The 16,219-nt window shown below is 65.3% G+C and carries 14 protein-coding genes; 13 read left to right on the top strand and 1 reads right to left on the bottom strand.

Annotation, left to right across the window (positions count from 1 at the left end; genetic code table 11):
- The first annotated feature begins 354 nt into the window (after window positions 1-354).
- From carA to AC3WR5_RS11150, 5 genes are all read left to right on the top strand, one after another.
- A complete protein-coding gene (carA, locus tag AC3WR5_RS11170; RefSeq protein ID WP_492484344.1) occupies window positions 355-1,542 on the top strand; it encodes a glutamine-hydrolyzing carbamoyl-phosphate synthase small subunit in 1,188 nt (395 codons plus the stop codon).
- A gap of 36 nt (window positions 1,543-1,578) precedes the next feature.
- A complete protein-coding gene (leuE, locus tag AC3WR5_RS11165; RefSeq protein ID WP_492484342.1) occupies window positions 1,579-2,223 on the top strand; it encodes a leucine efflux protein LeuE in 645 nt (214 codons plus the stop codon).
- Window positions 2,224-2,259: 36 nt separating this feature from the next.
- On the top strand, window positions 2,260-5,517 hold the full coding sequence (carB, locus tag AC3WR5_RS11160) for a carbamoyl-phosphate synthase large subunit (RefSeq protein ID WP_492484340.1): 3,258 nt from the start codon (window positions 2,260-2,262) through the stop codon (window positions 5,515-5,517).
- A 143-nt stretch (window positions 5,518-5,660) separates the two neighbouring features.
- The gene (gene greA, locus AC3WR5_RS11155; RefSeq protein WP_141284819.1) at window positions 5,661-6,137 is read left to right on the top strand and encodes a transcription elongation factor GreA; all 477 of its coding nucleotides are present in this window, start codon (window positions 5,661-5,663) and stop codon (window positions 6,135-6,137) included.
- Entirely contained in the window at window positions 6,134-6,601 is a 468-nt protein-coding gene (locus tag AC3WR5_RS11150) for a DUF4149 domain-containing protein (RefSeq protein ID WP_492484338.1), read from the top strand. Before greA ends, AC3WR5_RS11150 begins: the two co-directional genes overlap by 4 nt.
- Before the next feature lie 16 nt (window positions 6,602-6,617).
- Here the strand turns inward: AC3WR5_RS11150 and AC3WR5_RS11145 are convergent, their stop codons facing one another.
- The gene (locus AC3WR5_RS11145; protein WP_141284817.1) at window positions 6,618-7,097 is read right to left on the bottom strand and encodes a YhbY family RNA-binding protein; all 480 of its coding nucleotides are present in this window, start codon (window positions 7,095-7,097) and stop codon (window positions 6,618-6,620) included.
- Window positions 7,098-7,117: 20 nt separating this feature from the next.
- On the opposite strand from AC3WR5_RS11145, the gene AC3WR5_RS11140 reads away from it, so the two are divergent.
- From AC3WR5_RS11140 to pstB, 8 genes are all read left to right on the top strand, one after another.
- Window positions 7,118-7,792, top strand: coding sequence for an RlmE family RNA methyltransferase (locus tag AC3WR5_RS11140; protein WP_492484336.1), 675 nt, complete (start codon window positions 7,118-7,120; stop codon window positions 7,790-7,792).
- A gap of 189 nt (window positions 7,793-7,981) precedes the next feature.
- A complete protein-coding gene (ftsH, locus tag AC3WR5_RS11135; protein WP_141284813.1) occupies window positions 7,982-9,886 on the top strand; it encodes an ATP-dependent zinc metalloprotease FtsH in 1,905 nt (634 codons plus the stop codon).
- An 89-nt stretch (window positions 9,887-9,975) separates the two neighbouring features.
- The gene (gene folP, locus AC3WR5_RS11130; RefSeq protein WP_492484334.1) at window positions 9,976-10,806 is read left to right on the top strand and encodes a dihydropteroate synthase; all 831 of its coding nucleotides are present in this window, start codon (window positions 9,976-9,978) and stop codon (window positions 10,804-10,806) included.
- Window positions 10,807-10,872: 66 nt separating this feature from the next.
- Window positions 10,873-12,216: a phosphoglucosamine mutase gene (gene glmM / locus AC3WR5_RS11125; protein ID WP_492484332.1), complete on the top strand. Its 1,344-nt coding sequence runs from the start codon at window positions 10,873-10,875 to the stop codon at window positions 12,214-12,216.
- Window positions 12,217-12,406: 190 nt separating this feature from the next.
- Window positions 12,407-13,441 carry a phosphate ABC transporter substrate-binding protein PstS gene (gene pstS, locus AC3WR5_RS11120; RefSeq protein WP_492484330.1) on the top strand — a complete coding sequence of 345 codons (1,035 nt, stop codon included), beginning with the start codon at window positions 12,407-12,409 and terminating at the stop codon, window positions 13,439-13,441.
- A gap of 130 nt (window positions 13,442-13,571) precedes the next feature.
- On the top strand, window positions 13,572-14,549 hold the full coding sequence (pstC, locus tag AC3WR5_RS11115) for a phosphate ABC transporter permease PstC (protein ID WP_492484593.1): 978 nt from the start codon (window positions 13,572-13,574) through the stop codon (window positions 14,547-14,549).
- Window positions 14,546-15,412, top strand: coding sequence for a phosphate ABC transporter permease PstA (gene pstA / locus AC3WR5_RS11110; protein WP_492484328.1), 867 nt, complete (start codon window positions 14,546-14,548; stop codon window positions 15,410-15,412). Before pstC ends, pstA begins: the two co-directional genes overlap by 4 nt.
- An 18-nt stretch (window positions 15,413-15,430) precedes the next feature.
- Complete coding sequence (gene pstB / locus AC3WR5_RS11105; RefSeq protein ID WP_141284801.1) at window positions 15,431-16,216, top strand: phosphate ABC transporter ATP-binding protein PstB; 786 nt, start codon at window positions 15,431-15,433, stop codon at window positions 16,214-16,216.
- The last annotated feature ends 3 nt before the right edge of the window (window positions 16,217-16,219 follow it).

Here is a 16,219-nt window from a genome sequence, read left to right as displayed (position 1 = left end):
GAACCTCGGGCCACCTCGAGCTGGTGGTCTCGGCCGCCGCTCCCGACAGCCCGCCAGGCTTGCCTGGCGGGCTGTTTTCATTGGTGTGGCGGCGTGGGCGCAGAAGGCGCCGGAAGGTCCGCCAAGCGCGGCACATGACGCACGAACACTTGGGTTGGCGCCAGGGTCGGGATCGCCTGATCGCGGACGATGGGTTATGATCGACGGGTTTACCCCAAAACAAAGCCGCCCAGCGAAACCTCGTTTCCCTTTTCCTTGCCGAGCCCTTCCAAACCGTTTTCGCCGCGCTGTTCGCGCCGGCCTGAACCTTGGCCAGGGCCCACGGGCTGGGCGCGCGAACACCGGAGTTCCCCCTTGCTGCCCGTCCTGCCCCCCGCAATCCTTGCACTCGCAGACGGCACGGTCTTTTCCGGCACCTCGATCGGCGCGCCCGGTCACACGGTTGGCGAAGTGGTGTTCAACACCGCGCTGACCGGCTACCAGGAAATCCTCACTGACCCGAGCTACTGCCGGCAGATCGTCACGCTGACGTATCCGCACATCGGCAACTACGGTGTCAACGTCGAGGACGTCGAGGCGTCTCAAGTCCATGCCGCTGGCCTAATCATCAAGGACCTGCCAGTCCGAGTCTCCAACTTCCGCCAGTCGCAGTCGCTGGACGCGTACCTGAAAGACCAGGGCACGGTGGCGATTGCCGACCTGGACACGCGCCGGCTGACCCGGGTGCTGCGCACCACCGGTGCCCAGAACGGCTGCATCAGCACCTTCCCGGCGGGCCATCAGGTGACCGAGGCCGACAAGGCCGAGGCTGTGGCCCGTGCGCAGGCCGCGCCCAGCATGTCCGGGCTGGACCTGGCGCAGGTCGTCAGCAAGACCGAGCCCTACGAGTGGACCCAGACCGAGTGGCGCCTGGCACGCCCCGAAGGCGGCGACGGTGCCGGCACGCCGGGTTACGGTACCTTGGGCGACGCGAAGTTCCACGTCGTGGCCTATGACTTCGGCGTCAAGTTCAACATCCTGCGCATGCTGGCCGAACGCGGCTGCCGCGTCACCGTGGTGCCGGCGAAGACGACCGCGGCCGAGGTGCTGAAGCACCAGCCCGACGGCATCTTCCTGTCCAACGGCCCGGGCGACCCGCAGCCCTGCGACTACGCGATTGCTGCCGCCAAGGACCTGATCGCCAGCGGCATCCCGACCTTTGGCATCTGCCTGGGCCACCAGATCATGGCGCTGGCCGCGGGTGCCGGCACCTACAAGATGAAGTTCGGCCACCACGGCGCGAACCATCCGGTCAAGGACCTGGACACTGGCCGGGTGTCCATCACCAGCCAGAACCACGGCTTCGCGGTCGACGAGCAGACGCTGCCTGCCAACCTGCGCCCCACGCACGTCAGCCTGTTCGATGGCACGCTGCAAGGCTTGGCCTGGACCGACCAGCCGGCCTTCTGCTTCCAGGGCCACCCGGAAGCGTCGCCTGGCCCGCACGACATTGCGTACCTGTTCGACCGCTTCACCGGCCTGATGGCCGAACGCAAGCGTTGAAGATGGGTTGAAGGCGCGAGAAGGGAAAAACAAACCATGCTGCTGGGCGTCACCGACATCTGGACCTATGTGCTGGGCACGATGGCCATCGTGCTGCTGCCGGGGCCGAACTCCATCTTCGTGCTCTCGGTCGCCGCGCGGCGCGGCGTGCGCCACGGCTATGCCGCGGCCTGCGGTGTGTTCGTGGGTGATGCCGTGCTGATGACGCTGGCGGCCCTCGGCGCTGCCTCGCTGCTGCGCACCGTGCCGGCGCTGTTCTTCGCCGTGAAGATGGTCGGCGCGGTCTACCTGGGCTGGGTCGGCATCCAACTGCTGCGTGGCGCCGTGCGGCGCTGGCGTGGCGAGCTCGCCACGGCGCAAGCGTCTGACGCCGAGCTGAGCCAGCCGTTTCGCAAGGCGCTGTTCATCAGCCTGCTGAACCCCAAGGCCATCCTGTTCTTCGTGTCGTTTTTCATCCAGTTCGTCGACCCGGCCTATGCCTGGCCCGCGCTGAGCTTCCTGGTGCTGGGCGCCATCGCCCAGACCTTCAGCGCGCTGTACCTGACCGTGCTGATCTTCTCCGGCGCACGCCTGGCGGCCGCGTTCGTGGCGCGGCGTCGCGCTGCCAGCGTGGCCTCGTCGGGCGTTGGTGCCCTGTTCCTCGGCTTTGGCGCCAAGCTCGCCACCGCCAGCCTGGGCTGACAAGCAGCCAGGCCAGCCAGATCTCAAGAAAAGACCATGCCCAAGCGTTCCGACCTCAAAAGCATCCTCATCATCGGCGCCGGCCCGATCATCATCGGCCAGGCCTGCGAGTTCGACTATTCCGGCGCCCAGGCCTGCAAGGCGCTGCGCGAGGAAGGCTACAAGGTCATCCTGGTCAACAGCAATCCGGCGACCATCATGACCGACCCGGCCACGGCCGATGTCACCTACATCGAGCCCATCACCTGGCAGGTGGTCGAGAAGATCATCGCCAAGGAGCGGCCGGATGCGGTGCTGCCGACCATGGGTGGCCAGACCGCGCTGAACTGCGCGCTGGACCTGCACAAGCATGGCGTGCTGGCCAAGTACAAGGTGGAGATGATCGGTGCCAATGAGCAAGCGATCGAGAAGGCCGAGGACCGCCTGAAGTTCAAGGACGCGATGACCAAGATCGGGCTGGGCTCTGCCAAGTCCGGCATCGCGCACACGCTGGAAGAAGCTTGGGGCGTGCAGAAGAGCATCCAGGCCGACATTGGCGGCTCGGGTTTCCCGATGGTCATCCGCCCCAGTTTCACGCTGGGCGGCACCGGCGGCGGCATCGCCTACAACCCGGAAGAGTTCGAAGAAATCTGCAAGCGCGGCCTGGACCTGTCGCCGACCAACGAGTTGCTGATCGAGGAATCGCTGATCGGCTGGAAAGAGTACGAGATGGAAGTGGTCCGCGACAAGGCGGACAACTGCATCATCGTCTGCTCGATCGAGAACCTGGACCCGATGGGCGTGCACACCGGCGACTCCATCACCGTGGCTCCGTCGCAGACGCTGACAGACAAGGAATACCAGCTGCTGCGCAACGCCTCGATCGCGATCCTGCGCGAGATCGGCGTGGACACCGGCGGCTCCAACGTGCAGTTCTCGATCAACCCGAAGGACGGCCGCATGGTCGTCATCGAGATGAACCCGCGCGTGTCGCGTTCGTCGGCGCTGGCCTCCAAGGCCACCGGCTTCCCGATCGCCAAGGTCGCCGCCAAGCTGGCCGTGGGCTACACGCTGGACGAGCTGAAGAACGACATCACCGGCGGCGCCACGCCGGCCTCGTTCGAGCCGTCCATCGACTACGTCGTCACCAAGATCCCGCGCTTCGCGTTCGAGAAGTTCCCGGCTGCCGATTCGCGCCTGACCACGCAGATGAAGTCGGTCGGCGAGGTGATGGCCATGGGCCGCACCTTCCAGGAGAGCTTCCAGAAGGCGCTGCGCGGCCTGGAAACCGGCATCGACGGCCTGACCGAGCGTTCGACCGACCGCGAGGAAATCATCCAGGAAATCGGCGAGCCCGGCCCGGAGCGCATCCTGTTCGTCGGTGACGCTTTCCGCATCGGCATGTCGCTGGACGAAGTCTTCGCCGAGACGGCCATCGACCCGTGGTTCCTGGCCCAGATCGAGCAGTTGGTGACGACCGAAGGCCAGCTGGCCGGCCGCACGCTGGACGGCCTGTCGCGCGACGAATTGGTGTACCTCAAGCGCAAGGGCTTCTCGGACAAGCGCCTGGCCAAGCTGCTGGGCACCAACCAGCACCTGGTGCGCGCTGCGCGCTGGAAAGCCAATGTGCGCCCGGTGTTCAAGCGCGTGGACACCTGCGCCGCCGAGTTCGCCACGCAGACCGCCTACCTTTACTCGACCTACGACGAGGAGTGCGAGGCTGAGCCGACGAACAACAAGAAGATCATGGTGCTGGGCGGCGGCCCGAACCGGATCGGCCAGGGCATCGAGTTCGACTACTGCTGCGTGCACGCGGCACTGGCGATGCGCGAAGACGGCTACGAGACCATCATGGTCAACTGCAACCCCGAGACCGTGTCGACCGACTACGACACCTCGGACCGCCTGTACTTCGAGCCGGTGACGCTGGAAGACGTGCTGGAGATCGTGGCCAAGGAAAAGCCGGTTGGCGTGATCGTGCAATACGGCGGCCAGACCCCGCTGAAGCTCGCGCTGGACCTGGAGCGCGCCGGCGTGCCCATCATCGGCACTTCGCCCGACTCCATCGACATTGCCGAGGACCGCGAGCGCTTCCAGCAGCTGCTGCACGCGCTGGGCCTGAAGCAGCCGCCAAACCGCACCGCGCGCACCGAAGAGGCTGCGCTGCGCCTGGCGCAGGAAATCGGCTACCCGCTGGTGGTGCGCCCGAGCTATGTGCTGGGCGGCCGGGCGATGGAAATCGTGCACGGCGACAAGGACCTGGAGCGCTACATGCGCGAAGCGGTGCGGGTCTCGGAAAAGTCGCCGGTGCTGCTGGACCGTTTCCTGGACGACGCGATCGAGGTCGATGTCGACTGCATCAGCGACGGCGTCGACGTGATGATCGGCGGCATCATGGAGCACATCGAGCAGGCAGGCGTGCACTCCGGTGACTCGGCCTGTTCGCTGCCGCCGTACTCGCTGAGCCCCAAGCTGCAGGACGAGCTGCGCCGCCAGACGGCCGAGATGGCCAAGGCGTTGAAGGTCATCGGTCTGATGAACGTGCAGTTCGCCATCCAGGGCGAGGGCGATGAAGCCGTGATCTACGTGCTGGAAGTCAACCCGCGGGCTTCGCGCACCGTGCCGTTTGTCTCCAAGGCCACCGGCCAGCAACTGGCCAAGATTGCCGCGCGCTGCATGGCCGGCCAGAAGCTGGTGGATCAGAAGGGCATGGGCGGCAAGCCGCCGCACGAAGTGATTCCGCCGTACTTCAGCGTCAAGGAGGCCGTCTTCCCGTTCAACAAGTTCCCCGGCGTGGACCCGATCCTCGGCCCGGAAATGCGTTCGACCGGCGAGGTGATGGGCGTGGCCTACAGCTTCGGCGAAGCGATGCTGAAGAGCCAACTGGGCGCAGGCTCGCGCCTGCCCTCGCAGGGCACGGTGGTCATCACGGTCAAGAACAACGACAAGGACCGCGCCGTGAAGATTGCCGGCGACCTGGTCGACCTGGGCTACAAGGTCGTGGCGACCAAGGGCACGGCAGCTGCGATTGCCGCCGCCGGCGTGCCAGTCACCGTGGTCAACAAGGTCAAGGACGGCCGGCCGCACATTGCCGACATGATCAAGGGCGGCGAGATCCAGCTGGTATTCACCACCGTGGACGAAACCCGTACCGCGATTGCCGACAGCCGCTACATCCGCACCGCGGCCCTGGCCAACCGGGTGACCTACTACACCACCATGGCCGGCTGCGAAGCGGCTGTCGAGGCGTTGAAGCACCAGGACGACCTGCAGGTGCTGTCGCTGCAGGAGCTGCACCTGGCGCTCAGCAGCTGATCGGGGCGCAGCCCGGGTCGGGTGTTTCACCGGCCCGGGCTGGCGCTGGTTGTGCTCTAAAATCCCGTCATCCGCATCCGCCGCCCTCGCGCCGTCCTGGCGTCTTGGCGGCGGATTCGTTTTGTCTGCCAAGGAGGGCCGCGATGGCCACGATTCCCCTCACCAAGCGCGGTGCAGAAAAACTCAAAGAAGAGCTGCACCAACTCAAGACCGTGGAACGCCATGCGGTGATCCAGGCGATTGCCGAGGCACGTGCCCAGGGTGACCTGTCGGAAAACGCCGAGTACGACGCGGCCAAGGACAAGCAAGGCTTCATCGAAGGCCGCATCCTGGAACTGGAGAGCAAGCTGGCCGCAGCACAGGTCATCGACCCGAGTTCTCTGGACGCAGGCGGCCGCATCGTCTTTGGCACCACCGTGGACCTGGAAGACGAAGATTCCGGCGCCAAGGTCACCTACCAGATCGTCGGAGACGACGAGGCGGACCTGAAGCTGGGCCTGATCTCGATCAGCTCGCCGATCGCGCGGGCCTTGATCGGCAAGGAATCCGGCGACGTGGCCGAAGTGGTTGCGCCCGGTGGCCTGCGCCACTACGAAATCGTCGGGGTGCGTTACCGGTGAACGGCTGGCGTGAGCGCCTGCGCTGCGCCTTGCCCGGTGTTTGGCTGGGCGGGTTGGCCTGCCTGGCGTTCGTGGCGACGCCGGCGCCGTTTGCCACGCTGCCCACGCCGACCGAAGCCGGCAAGGTGGTGGGCTTCATGTTCGCGCGCGAAGCGCCCACCAGCCTGGTGCTGGCGGTGCTGTTGCTGCTGCTGGAGCGGGCCGCCGCGGCCGAACGGGCCGAACGAGGCACCGGCTCTGGTTTCAGCGTCAACATGGGTTTGGTGCTGGGTGCTGTGGTCTGCACCGTGGTCGGCTACTACGTGCTGCAGCCGATGATGGCGTCTGCCCGCTCAGGGCTGGGGCCGCTCAGTTTTGGTCAGCTGCATGGCCTCAGCTTCGGGCTCTTCGGGGTGAAGATGCTGCTGGTGCTGGCCCTGGCCTGGCGCGCAGGCGGCAGCAGGCTGGCCAGGGCGGGCGGATGACCGCCCGCCGCCAGGTTCAGTCCTGGCTTTGTGCGCGCTTCTTGACGCTGGTGACGCGGTTCTTCTGGCGCTTGACCATGCCGCCCGCCGTCACCCGTTCATTGCCGTGCACCTGCACCTTCTTCACGGTCGGCCGGCCGCTGCCGTTCTTGGAGAAGGTGACCAGCTTGACCACGCGTGAGCCCGGCTTGCGGTCTTCCACGACGGGCGCGGTTTTTTCGGGCATTGGGCGCCACAGCACCAGCAGCTTGCCGATGTGCTGAATCGGCGCGGCCGAGAGTTCGTCGGCCAGCTGGGCCAGCATGGCTTCGCGGGCTACGCGGTCGTCCGAGAAAACGCGGACCTTGATCAGGCCGTGGGCCTTCAAGGCCACATCGGCTTCCTTCACGATGGCAGGGGTCAAACCCTCGCCGCCGATCATCACGACCGGGTCGAGGTGGTGGGCTTCGCCCCGCTTTTCCTTTCGGGCAGCGGGTGTCAATTGAATCGCAGGCATCGCCGTATTATCCCCTCAACATGAAAACCCAGACCAAAAGCAAAAAGGTCAACAAGGCGTGGCTGCATGACCATGTCAACGACACCTATGTGCGCCTGGCCAAAAAAGACGGCTACCGGGCGCGCGCAGCCTACAAACTGAAGGAAATCGACGAGACTTTCCAGCTGATCCGCCCCGGCCAGGTGGTGGTTGACCTGGGTGCCTGCCCCGGCGCCTGGAGCCAGTACCTGCGGCGGCGCTTTGCCCCCAAGGTGGCTGGCGTGGGGGGCGCTGCCAGCGGTGAGCTCGACGGCACCATCATCGCGCTGGACATGCTGGATTTCGAGCCGATCGACGGCGTGACCTTCATCCAGGGCGATTTCGGCGACGACGCCGTGTTGCAGCAACTGGAAGCGGCGCTGGCCGGCCGGCCGGTGGACCTGGTGGTCTCGGACATGGCGCCCAACCTGTCGGGCATTGCCAGCACGGACGCGGCGCGGATCGAAAACCTGGTCGAGCTGGCAGTGGATTTCGCCGCCAAGCACCTCAAGCGCGACGGCGCGCTGGTCGCCAAGGTCTTTCACGGCGCGGCGCACGACCCGCTGGTCCAGCTCTTTCGCGACACCTTCCGGGTCGTGAAACCCGTCAAACCCAAGGCTTCGCGCGACAAGTCGTCGGAAACCTTTCTGGTCGGCATGGGTCTGAAAACCCGATGAGCCGCATGGCGCAAGGCCATTGGGCAAGCGACAGGCCGGCTGGTGGCCGGATTAAGCCGGTTTTCCTCCCGCAGACACGCGGCCAAAGTGGCCTATTGACTGCCTTAGAATCGACCCTATATGCGGTTAAGCAGCCGTGCCGGCATTTTCCGGCCGGTAGCGAGCGATGGATCATATGAAGGAGCCGCGGTGAACAATCAGTGGATTTCGAAGATCGCCGTTTGGCTGGTGATCGCCTTGGTGCTTTTCACCGTGTTCAAGCAATTCGACCGTGCGTCGGTGCAGGGCAGCCAGGTGGGCTACTCCGAGTTCCTGGAGCAGGTGCGCAACAAGCACGTCACGAATGTGAAGATCCAGGAAGGCCCGGGCAGCGTCGAGATCGAGGCTGTCACGACCGATGGGACGAAGATCCGCACCACCGGCACGCTGCTGGATCGGGGCCTGACCGGCGACCTGATCAACAACGGCGTGAAGTTTGAAGTGCGCCCACGTGAGGAGCCGTCGCTGTTGACCAGCCTGCTGCTCTCCTGGGGCCCGATGCTGCTGTTGATCGGCGTCTGGGTGTATTTCATGCGGCAGATGCAGGGCGGTGGCAAGGGCGGGGCATTCAGCTTCGGCAAGTCCAAGGCCCGCATGCTGGATGAAGCCAACAACTCGACCACCTTTGCCGATGTCGCAGGCTGCGATGAAGCCAAGGAAGAGGTCAAGGAACTGGTCGACTTCCTGAAGGATCCGCAGAAGTTCCAGAAGCTGGGTGGTCGCATTCCGCGTGGCGTGTTGCTGGTCGGCCCTCCGGGCACCGGCAAGACCCTGCTGGCCAAGGCGATTGCCGGTGAAGCCAAGGTGCCGTTCTTCTCGATCTCGGGTTCCGACTTCGTTGAAATGTTCGTCGGTGTCGGTGCCGCTCGCGTGCGCGACATGTTCGAGCAGGCCAAGAAGAGCGCACCCTGCATCATCTTCGTCGACGAAATCGACGCCGTTGGCCGCCACCGTGGTGCGGGCCTGGGCGGCGGCAACGACGAACGCGAGCAGACGCTGAACCAGATGCTGGTCGAGATGGACGGCTTCGAGACCAACCTGGGCGTGATCGTGATGGCCGCCACCAACCGGCCGGACATCCTGGACCCCGCGCTGCTGCGTCCGGGCCGTTTCGACCGCCAGGTCTACGTGACCCTGCCGGACGTGCGTGGCCGCGAGCAGATCCTGAACGTGCACATGCGCAAGGTGCCGGTCGGACAAGACATCCGCGCCGACATCCTGGCCCGTGGCACGCCTGGCTTCTCGGGTGCTGACCTAGCCAATCTGGTCAACGAAGCTGCCTTGTTCGCCGCGCGCCGCAATGGTCGCGTGGTCGAGATGGTCGACTTCGAGAAGGCCAAGGACAAGATCATGATGGGCCCGGAGCGCAAGTCCATGGTCATGGACGAGGAAGAGCGCAGGAACACGGCCTATCACGAGGCCGGTCACGCCATCATTGCGCAGTTGCTGCCGAAGCTGGACCCGGTCCACAAGGTCACCATCATTCCGCGTGGGGGTGCCCTGGGCGTGACGATTTCGCTGCCCGAGAAGGACCGCTACAGCGTCGACAAGGTCCGCATGCTGAGCCGCATCTCGATGCTGTTTGGTGGCCGCATCGCCGAAGAGGTCTTCATGGACCAGATGACGACCGGTGCCAGCAGCGACTTCGAACGCGCCACGCAGACGGCCAAGGACATGGTGATGCGCTACGGCATGACCGACGCGCTGGGTCCCATCGTGTACTCGGAAAACGAGGGCGAGGTGTTCCTCGGTCGTTCGGTCACGAAGACGACCAACATGTCCGAGGAAACCATGCGCAAGGTGGATGCCGAAGTTCGCCGCATCATCGATGAGCAATACAACATTGCGCGCAGGCTGATCGAGGACAACGCCGACAAGATGCATGCGATGGCCAAGGCGCTGCTCGAATGGGAAACCATCGACGGTGATCAGATTGCCGACATCATGGGTGGCAAGCCACCGCGACCGCCCAAGGACTGGACGCCTTCGGCCAGCAAGACCGGCACCGGCCCGACGCCGCCAGTCAACCCTGACAGCGCGCCTGCAGCCGCCTGAGCTTCATTGCACGGCGCATGACTTGTGCGCCAGATCTTCAACGGGGCTTCATGCCCCGTTGTGCATTTCCGGACCGGAGTTCATCGCCCATGCCCTGGCAAACCGCCCGCTTCCTGATCGACCTGCAGCGTCCGCAGGTGATGGGCATCGTCAACGTCACCCCGGACTCGTTTTCCGACGGCGGCCACCATGCCGCGCCCGAGCAGGCGATGGCCCACTGCGAGTTGCTGCTGGCCGAGGGGGCTGACATTCTGGACATTGGCGGAGAGTCGACCCGACCCGGTTCGGTGATGCCGAGTTGGCAGGATGAACTGGCTCGGGTGCTGCCGGTGGTGCGCCATGCGGTGACGCTGGGCGTGCCGGTGTCGGTCGACACCAGCCGGCCCGAGGTCATCGCCGAGGTGCTGGCCGCGGGGGCCGACATCATCAACGATATCCGCTCGCTGACCTGGCCAGGCGCGCTGGCCTGTGTGGCCCAGGCGCCGCAGGCCGGCATCTGCGTTATGCACATGCAGGGCCAGCCCGGCACCATGCAGTTGCAGCCGTACTACGACGACGTGCTGGCCGACGTGCGGGCGTTTCTCGCTGAGCGCGTGCAGGTGCTGCGCGAGGTGGGTGTGGCCGACGCGCGCATCGTGCTCGACCCGGGTTACGGCTTCGGCAAGACGGCCGAGCACAACTGGGCCTTGCTGCGCGGCCAGGCCCAGCTCTTGGACCTGGGCTTTCCCCTGCTGGCCGGCTGGTCGCGCAAAGGCACACTCGGCCAGCTGACCGGCCGGCCGGTGGGCGAGCGCATGGTCGCCAGCGTGGCCGCGGCGCTCGCTGCCGCAGCGCACGGTGCAGGTGTGCTGCGGGTGCACGACGTGGCAGCCACGGTCGATGCAGTGAAGGTCTGGCAGGCTGCCGGTCTGGTTGCGTGAAGCGGCGCGGACTTTTTTCTTCTCATCTCCATCAAGACGCCGCTTTCACGGCGCGGGAACACCTCCATGGCACGACAGTTTTTTGGCACCGACGGCATTCGCGGTACCGTGGGCACCTATCCGATCACCGCAGACTTTTCGCTGCGCCTGGGCCATGCCGTTGGGCAGGTGCTGGCCGCCGCCAGCCCGGGCCGCCAGCCGACGGTGTTGATCGGCAAGGACACGCGCATTTCCGGCTACATGATGGAGTCTGCGCTGGAGGCGGGTTTTGTCTCGGCTGGCGTCAACGTGCTGCTCACCGGGCCGTTGCCGACGCCCGGTGTCGCTTACCTGACGCGGGCGCTGCGCCTGGACCTCGGGGTGGTCATCAGCGCTTCGCACAACGCCTTTCCCGACAACGGCATCAAGTTCTTCTCGGCCCGCGGCGAGAAGCTGCCCGATGCGTGGGAAGAGGCGGTTGAACAGGCACTGGCGCAGCCGCCGGCCTGGGCCGACTCGGCGCACCTGGGGCGGGCCCGCCGGTTGAGCGACGCGCAAGGCCGTTACGTCGAGTTCTGCAAGAGCACGGTCAGCGGCGAGCTGACGCTCAAGGGCCTGAAGATCGTCGTCGACGCGGCGCACGGTGCTGCGTACCAGGTCGCGCCAGCCGTGTTTCACGAACTCGGCGCTGAGGTGATCAGCATCGGCGTGTCGCCCAACGGCATCAACATCAACGCCAACGTTGGCGCCACCGCGCCGGCAGCGCTGGTCGCCGCGGTGCGGCAACATGGCGCCGACTACGGCGTGGCGCTGGACGGCGACGCCGACCGGCTGCAACTGGTGGATGGGGCAGGGCGGCTGTTCAACGGCGACGAACTGCTGTTCCTGCTTGCCCAGGACCGGCAGGCGCTGGGCGAGGCGGTGCCGGGGGTGGTTGGTACGCTGATGACCAACATGGCGGTCGAGTTGGCGCTGGCCGAAAGCGGCATCGAGCTGGTGCGCGCCAAGGTGGGTGACCGTTACGTGCTGGAAGAACTGGGTCGGCGCGGCTGGCTGCTGGGTGGTGAAAGCTCGGGCCACCTGCTGGTGCTGGACTGCCACAGCACTGGTGACGGCATCGTCAGTGCGCTGCAGGTGCTGCAGGCGGTGCAGCGCAGTGGACGCAGCCTGGCCGAATTGGTTGCCCCGGTTCAGCTGTTCCCGCAGACCATGATCAATGTGCGGCTGGCCGACGGCAGCGACTGGCGCGCCAACCGCGTGCTGGCAGACGCGACCGAAGCCGCTGAAAAGGCGCTGGGCCGCAGCGGGCGGGTGCTGATCCGTGCTTCCGGCACCGAGCCGGTGCTGCGCGTGATGGTGGAGGCACGCGACCCGCACCAGGCTCGCCAGACCGCAGAGCAACTCGCCGCAGCGGCGGTTCAAGCCGCCTGAGGCGCTGGCAAGCCGTTGTTTTGTCGAGGTTTTCTCCGGGAAATAGGCGTTTCATGACGGTCTGGTGACGGCTTCGTGGCGTCGCCCGGATCATTGTCATGAATGTCACAGCGGTGTCACAGACCGTTTCTACAGTGCAGGCATCGCGGGGCATTGCGCCCCGATTCCCCACTGACGAAGGGTCTGTTTCATGGTTTCCACTTTCGTTCGTTTCTCGCTGGCCAGCGCTGCGCTGGCATTGGCCTCCACCGCCTTTGCGCAAGACGTGACCGGCGCAGGCGCCTCGTTCCCCGCTCCGGTGTACGCCAAGTGGGCGGACCTCTACAGCAAGGCCAGCGGCGCGCACATCAACTACCAATCGGTGGGTTCGGGTGCCGGCATCAAGCAGATCAAGGCCAAGACGGTGGACTTCGGTGCCTCCGACGCGCCGCTGAAGGACGAAGAACTCGCCGCTGATGGCCTGGTCCAGTTCCCCACCGTGATCGGCGGCGTCGTGCCGGTGGTCAACATCAAGGGCATCGCCCCGGGCCAACTGAAGCTGACGGGCCAGGTGCTGGGCGACATCTACCTGGGCAAGGTCACCAAGTGGAACGACGCTGCCATCGCCGCGCTGAACGCAGGCGTGGCGCTGCCGGACGCCGAGATCGCCGTGGTCCGCCGCGCTGACGGCTCGGGCACCAGCTTCATCTTCACGAACTACCTGTCCAAGGTGAATGCCGATTGGAAGGCCAAGGTTGGCGAAGGCACTGCCGTCAACTGGCCGACCGGCGCGGGCGGCAAGGGCAACGAGGGCGTCTCGTCCTATGTGCAGCGCCTGCCGAACTCGATCGGCTACGTCGAATACGCCTACGCCAAGCAGAACAAGATGGCGTTCGTGATGCTGAAGAACAAGGACGGCCAGTTCGTCGGCCCGGATGACCTGAACTTCAAGGCCGCCGCCGCAGGTGCCGACTGGTCCAAGAGCTTCTACCAAGTGCTGACCGAGCAGGCCGGCAAGGACAGCTGGCCCATCACTGGCGCCACCTTCATCCTGATGCACAAGGTGCAGGACAAGCCGGCCCAGGCTGCTGCCGCGCTGAAGTTCTTCGACTGGGCCTACAGCAATGGCGACAAGCCGGCGATGGAGCTGGAATACGTTGCGCTGCCCGACTCGCTCAAGGCCTTGATCCACAAGCAGTGGGCCGAGATCAAGGACGGTTCCGGCAAGGCCATCGCCTACAAGTGATCCTGCACTGAGCGCACAGCAGGGCGCGGCGGCCGGTGGCTGCCCCTCGCCCCGCCTGTGCGCCGTGCCACTGGAGCCCCCCAAAGTGACTGCTACGATGCCTGCACACTCACTGCCTTCCGACATCGAGATGGTCCGAACCTCTCCTGCGGGCCGTCCCGGTTCGCGGCGCATGCGCGCGCCCTGGGCCGATCGGCTGTTTTCACTGGCCGCCCATTCGGCTGCCTGGCTGACGCTGGCCCTGTTGCTGGGCATCCTGATTTCTCTTGTGGTGGGCGCGATGCCTGCCATCCGTGAATACGGGTTCTCCTTCCTCTGGCGCACCGAATGGGACCCGGTCGGGAATCACTACGGCGGCCTGGTGATGATTTACGGCACGCTGATGACCTCGATCATCGCGCTGCTGATCGCGGTGCCGGTGAGCTTCGGCATCGCGCTGTTCCTGACAGAACTCTCGCCGAACTGGTTGAAGCGGCCGCTGGGCATCGCGGTCGAGTTGCTGGCGGCTGTGCCGTCCATCGTCTACGGCATGTGGGGCCTGCTGGTCTTCAGCCCGCTGCTGGCCACTTATGTGCAGCAACCGCTGCAGCACCTGTTCAAGGGTGTGCCCGTGCTGGGTGCGTTTTTCTCCGGCCCGCCGGTGGGCATCGGCCTGCTGTCGGCCGGCATCATCCTGGCGATCATGATCATCCCGTTCATTGCCTCGGTGATGCGCGACGTGTTCGAGGTGACGCCGCCGATGCTCAAAGAATCGGCCTACGGACTGGGCTCGACGACTTGGGAAGTGATGTTCAAGGTCGTGCTGCCGTTCACCAAGACCGGGGTGGTCGGCGGCATCATGCTGGGCCTGGGCCGTGCGCTGGGCGAGACCATGGCGGTCACCTTCCTGATCGGCAATGCGAACCAGCTGAACTCGCTGTCGCTGTTCGAGCCGGCCAACAGCATCACCTCTGCGCTGGCCAATGAGTTCGCCGAAGCCGGCGAGGGCCTGCACCAGGCCTCGCTGATCTACCTCGGCCTGGTGCTGTTTTTCATCACGTTCGTGGTGCTGGCCTGCTCCAAGCTGCTGCTGGCCCGCCTCAAGAAGAATGAAGGGAGCCGCACATGAGCTTGGCGACTCTGGACGCTGGCCGCCTGGCCATGCACAAGCGGCGCCAGCGCGTCAACACGGTGGCGCTGACGCTGTCGCTGGCGGCCATGGCCTTCGGCGTGTTCTGGCTGCTGTGGATCCTGTTCGAGACCTTCCGGCTGGGCATTGGTGGTCTGAATCTGGCCGTGTTCACCGAAATGACACCGCCGCCGCAGGACGAGGGCGGGGGGCTGGCCAATGCCATCTATGGTTCCCTGATCATGGTGACCTTGGCCACCTGCGTCGGCACGCCGATCGGCATCCTGGCCGGCATCTACCTGGCCGAGTACGGCCAGAAGGCCTGGCTGGGCCGCATCACCCAGTTCATCAACGACATCCTGCTGTCGGCACCGTCCATCGTGATCGGGCTGTTTGTCGGCTGGGTCGTGGTGGTGCAGTTCAAGAGCTATTCGGGCTGGGCAGGCGTTGCCGCGCTGTCGCTCATCGTGATCCCGGTGGTCATCCGCACCACCGAGAACATGCTGACGCTGGTGCCGCATGCGCTGCGTGAAGCGGCCTACGCGCTGGGCACACCGAAGTGGAAGGTGATCTTCTCGATCACGCTGAAGTCGGCCCGTGCCGGCGTCGTCACCGGTGTGCTGCTGGCCGTGGCCCGCATTGCAGGGGAAACCGCGCCGCTGCTGTTCACCGCGCTGTCCAACCAGTTCTGGTCGTCCGACCTGAGCAAGCCCATGGCCAGCCTGCCGGTGACGATCTTCAAGTTCGCGATGAGCCCTTACGAGAACTGGCAGAAGCTGGCCTGGGCCGGCGTGTTCCTGATCACGATGGGCGTGCTGGCACTGAACATCCTCGCGCGGGTCTTCTTCCGCAAACAACACTGATTTCTGGCGAACACCATCATGGATGCAAAAGTCGAACTTCCCGTGACCGAGAAAGCCAAGATCACGGTGCGGGACCTGAACTTCTACTACGGCAGCTTCCACGCGCTCAAGCGCATCAACCTGGACATTCCCGAGAAGAAGGCCACGGCATTCATCGGTCCGTCGGGTTGCGGCAAGTCCACGCTGCTGCGCACCTTCAACCGCATGTTCGAGCTCTACCCCGAGCAGCGCGCCGAAGGCCAGATCCTGGTCGACGGCGAGAACGTGCTGGACAGCAAGCTGGATGTGTCGCTGATCCGTGCCAAGGTTGGCATGGTCTTCCAGAAACCCACGCCCTTCCCGATGTCGATCTACGACAACATCGCGTTTGGCGTGCGGCTGTTCGAGAACCTGTCGCGCGTCGAGATGGACGAGCGGGTGGAATGGGCGCTGAAGAAGTCCGCGCTGTGGACCGAGGTCAAGGACAAGCTGGGCCAGAGCGGCTCGGGCCTGTCGGGCGGCCAGCAGCAGCGGCTGTGCATTGCGCGCGGCATCGCGATCAAGCCGGAAGTGCTGCTGCTGGACGAACCCTGCTCCGCACTGGACCCGATCTCTACCGGCAAGGTCGAGGAACTGATCACCGAGCTGAAGAGCGACTACACCGTGGTCATCGTCACGCACAACATGCAGCAGGCTGCCCGTGTTTCGGACTACACCGCCTACATGTACCTGGGCGACCTGATCGAATTCGGCCCGACACGTGACCTCTTCATGAAGCCGAAGAAGAAGGACACCGAGGACTACATCACCGGTCGCTTCGGCTGACCG

This window comes from Ideonella sp. FW305-24 (assembly GCF_058788035.1).
Note: the sequence above shows the minus strand (reverse complement) of the source record. Positions and strands in the feature narration are given on the sequence as shown.

What these genes read in the sequence shown, in the direction of transcription:
- leuE (WP_492484342.1), top strand. Translation starts at nt 1,579, where the DNA reads ATGCTGCTGGGCGTCACCGACATCTGGACCTATGTGCTGGGCACGATG.
- carB (WP_492484340.1), top strand. Translation starts at nt 2,260, where the DNA reads ATGCCCAAGCGTTCCGACCTCAAAAGCATCCTCATCATCGGCGCCGGC.
- greA (WP_141284819.1), top strand. Translation starts at nt 5,661, where the DNA reads ATGGCCACGATTCCCCTCACCAAGCGCGGTGCAGAAAAACTCAAAGAA.
- AC3WR5_RS11145 (WP_141284817.1), bottom strand. Translation starts at nt 7,097, where the DNA reads ATGCCTGCGATTCAATTGACACCCGCTGCCCGAAAGGAAAAGCGGGGC.
- AC3WR5_RS11140 (WP_492484336.1), top strand. Translation starts at nt 7,118, where the DNA reads ATGAAAACCCAGACCAAAAGCAAAAAGGTCAACAAGGCGTGGCTGCAT.
- folP (WP_492484334.1), top strand. Translation starts at nt 9,976, where the DNA reads ATGCCCTGGCAAACCGCCCGCTTCCTGATCGACCTGCAGCGTCCGCAG.
- glmM (WP_492484332.1), top strand. Translation starts at nt 10,873, where the DNA reads ATGGCACGACAGTTTTTTGGCACCGACGGCATTCGCGGTACCGTGGGC.
- pstS (WP_492484330.1), top strand. Translation starts at nt 12,407, where the DNA reads ATGGTTTCCACTTTCGTTCGTTTCTCGCTGGCCAGCGCTGCGCTGGCA.
- pstC (WP_492484593.1), top strand. Translation starts at nt 13,572, where the DNA reads ATGGTCCGAACCTCTCCTGCGGGCCGTCCCGGTTCGCGGCGCATGCGC.
- pstA (WP_492484328.1), top strand. Translation starts at nt 14,546, where the DNA reads ATGAGCTTGGCGACTCTGGACGCTGGCCGCCTGGCCATGCACAAGCGG.
- pstB (WP_141284801.1), top strand. Translation starts at nt 15,431, where the DNA reads ATGGATGCAAAAGTCGAACTTCCCGTGACCGAGAAAGCCAAGATCACG.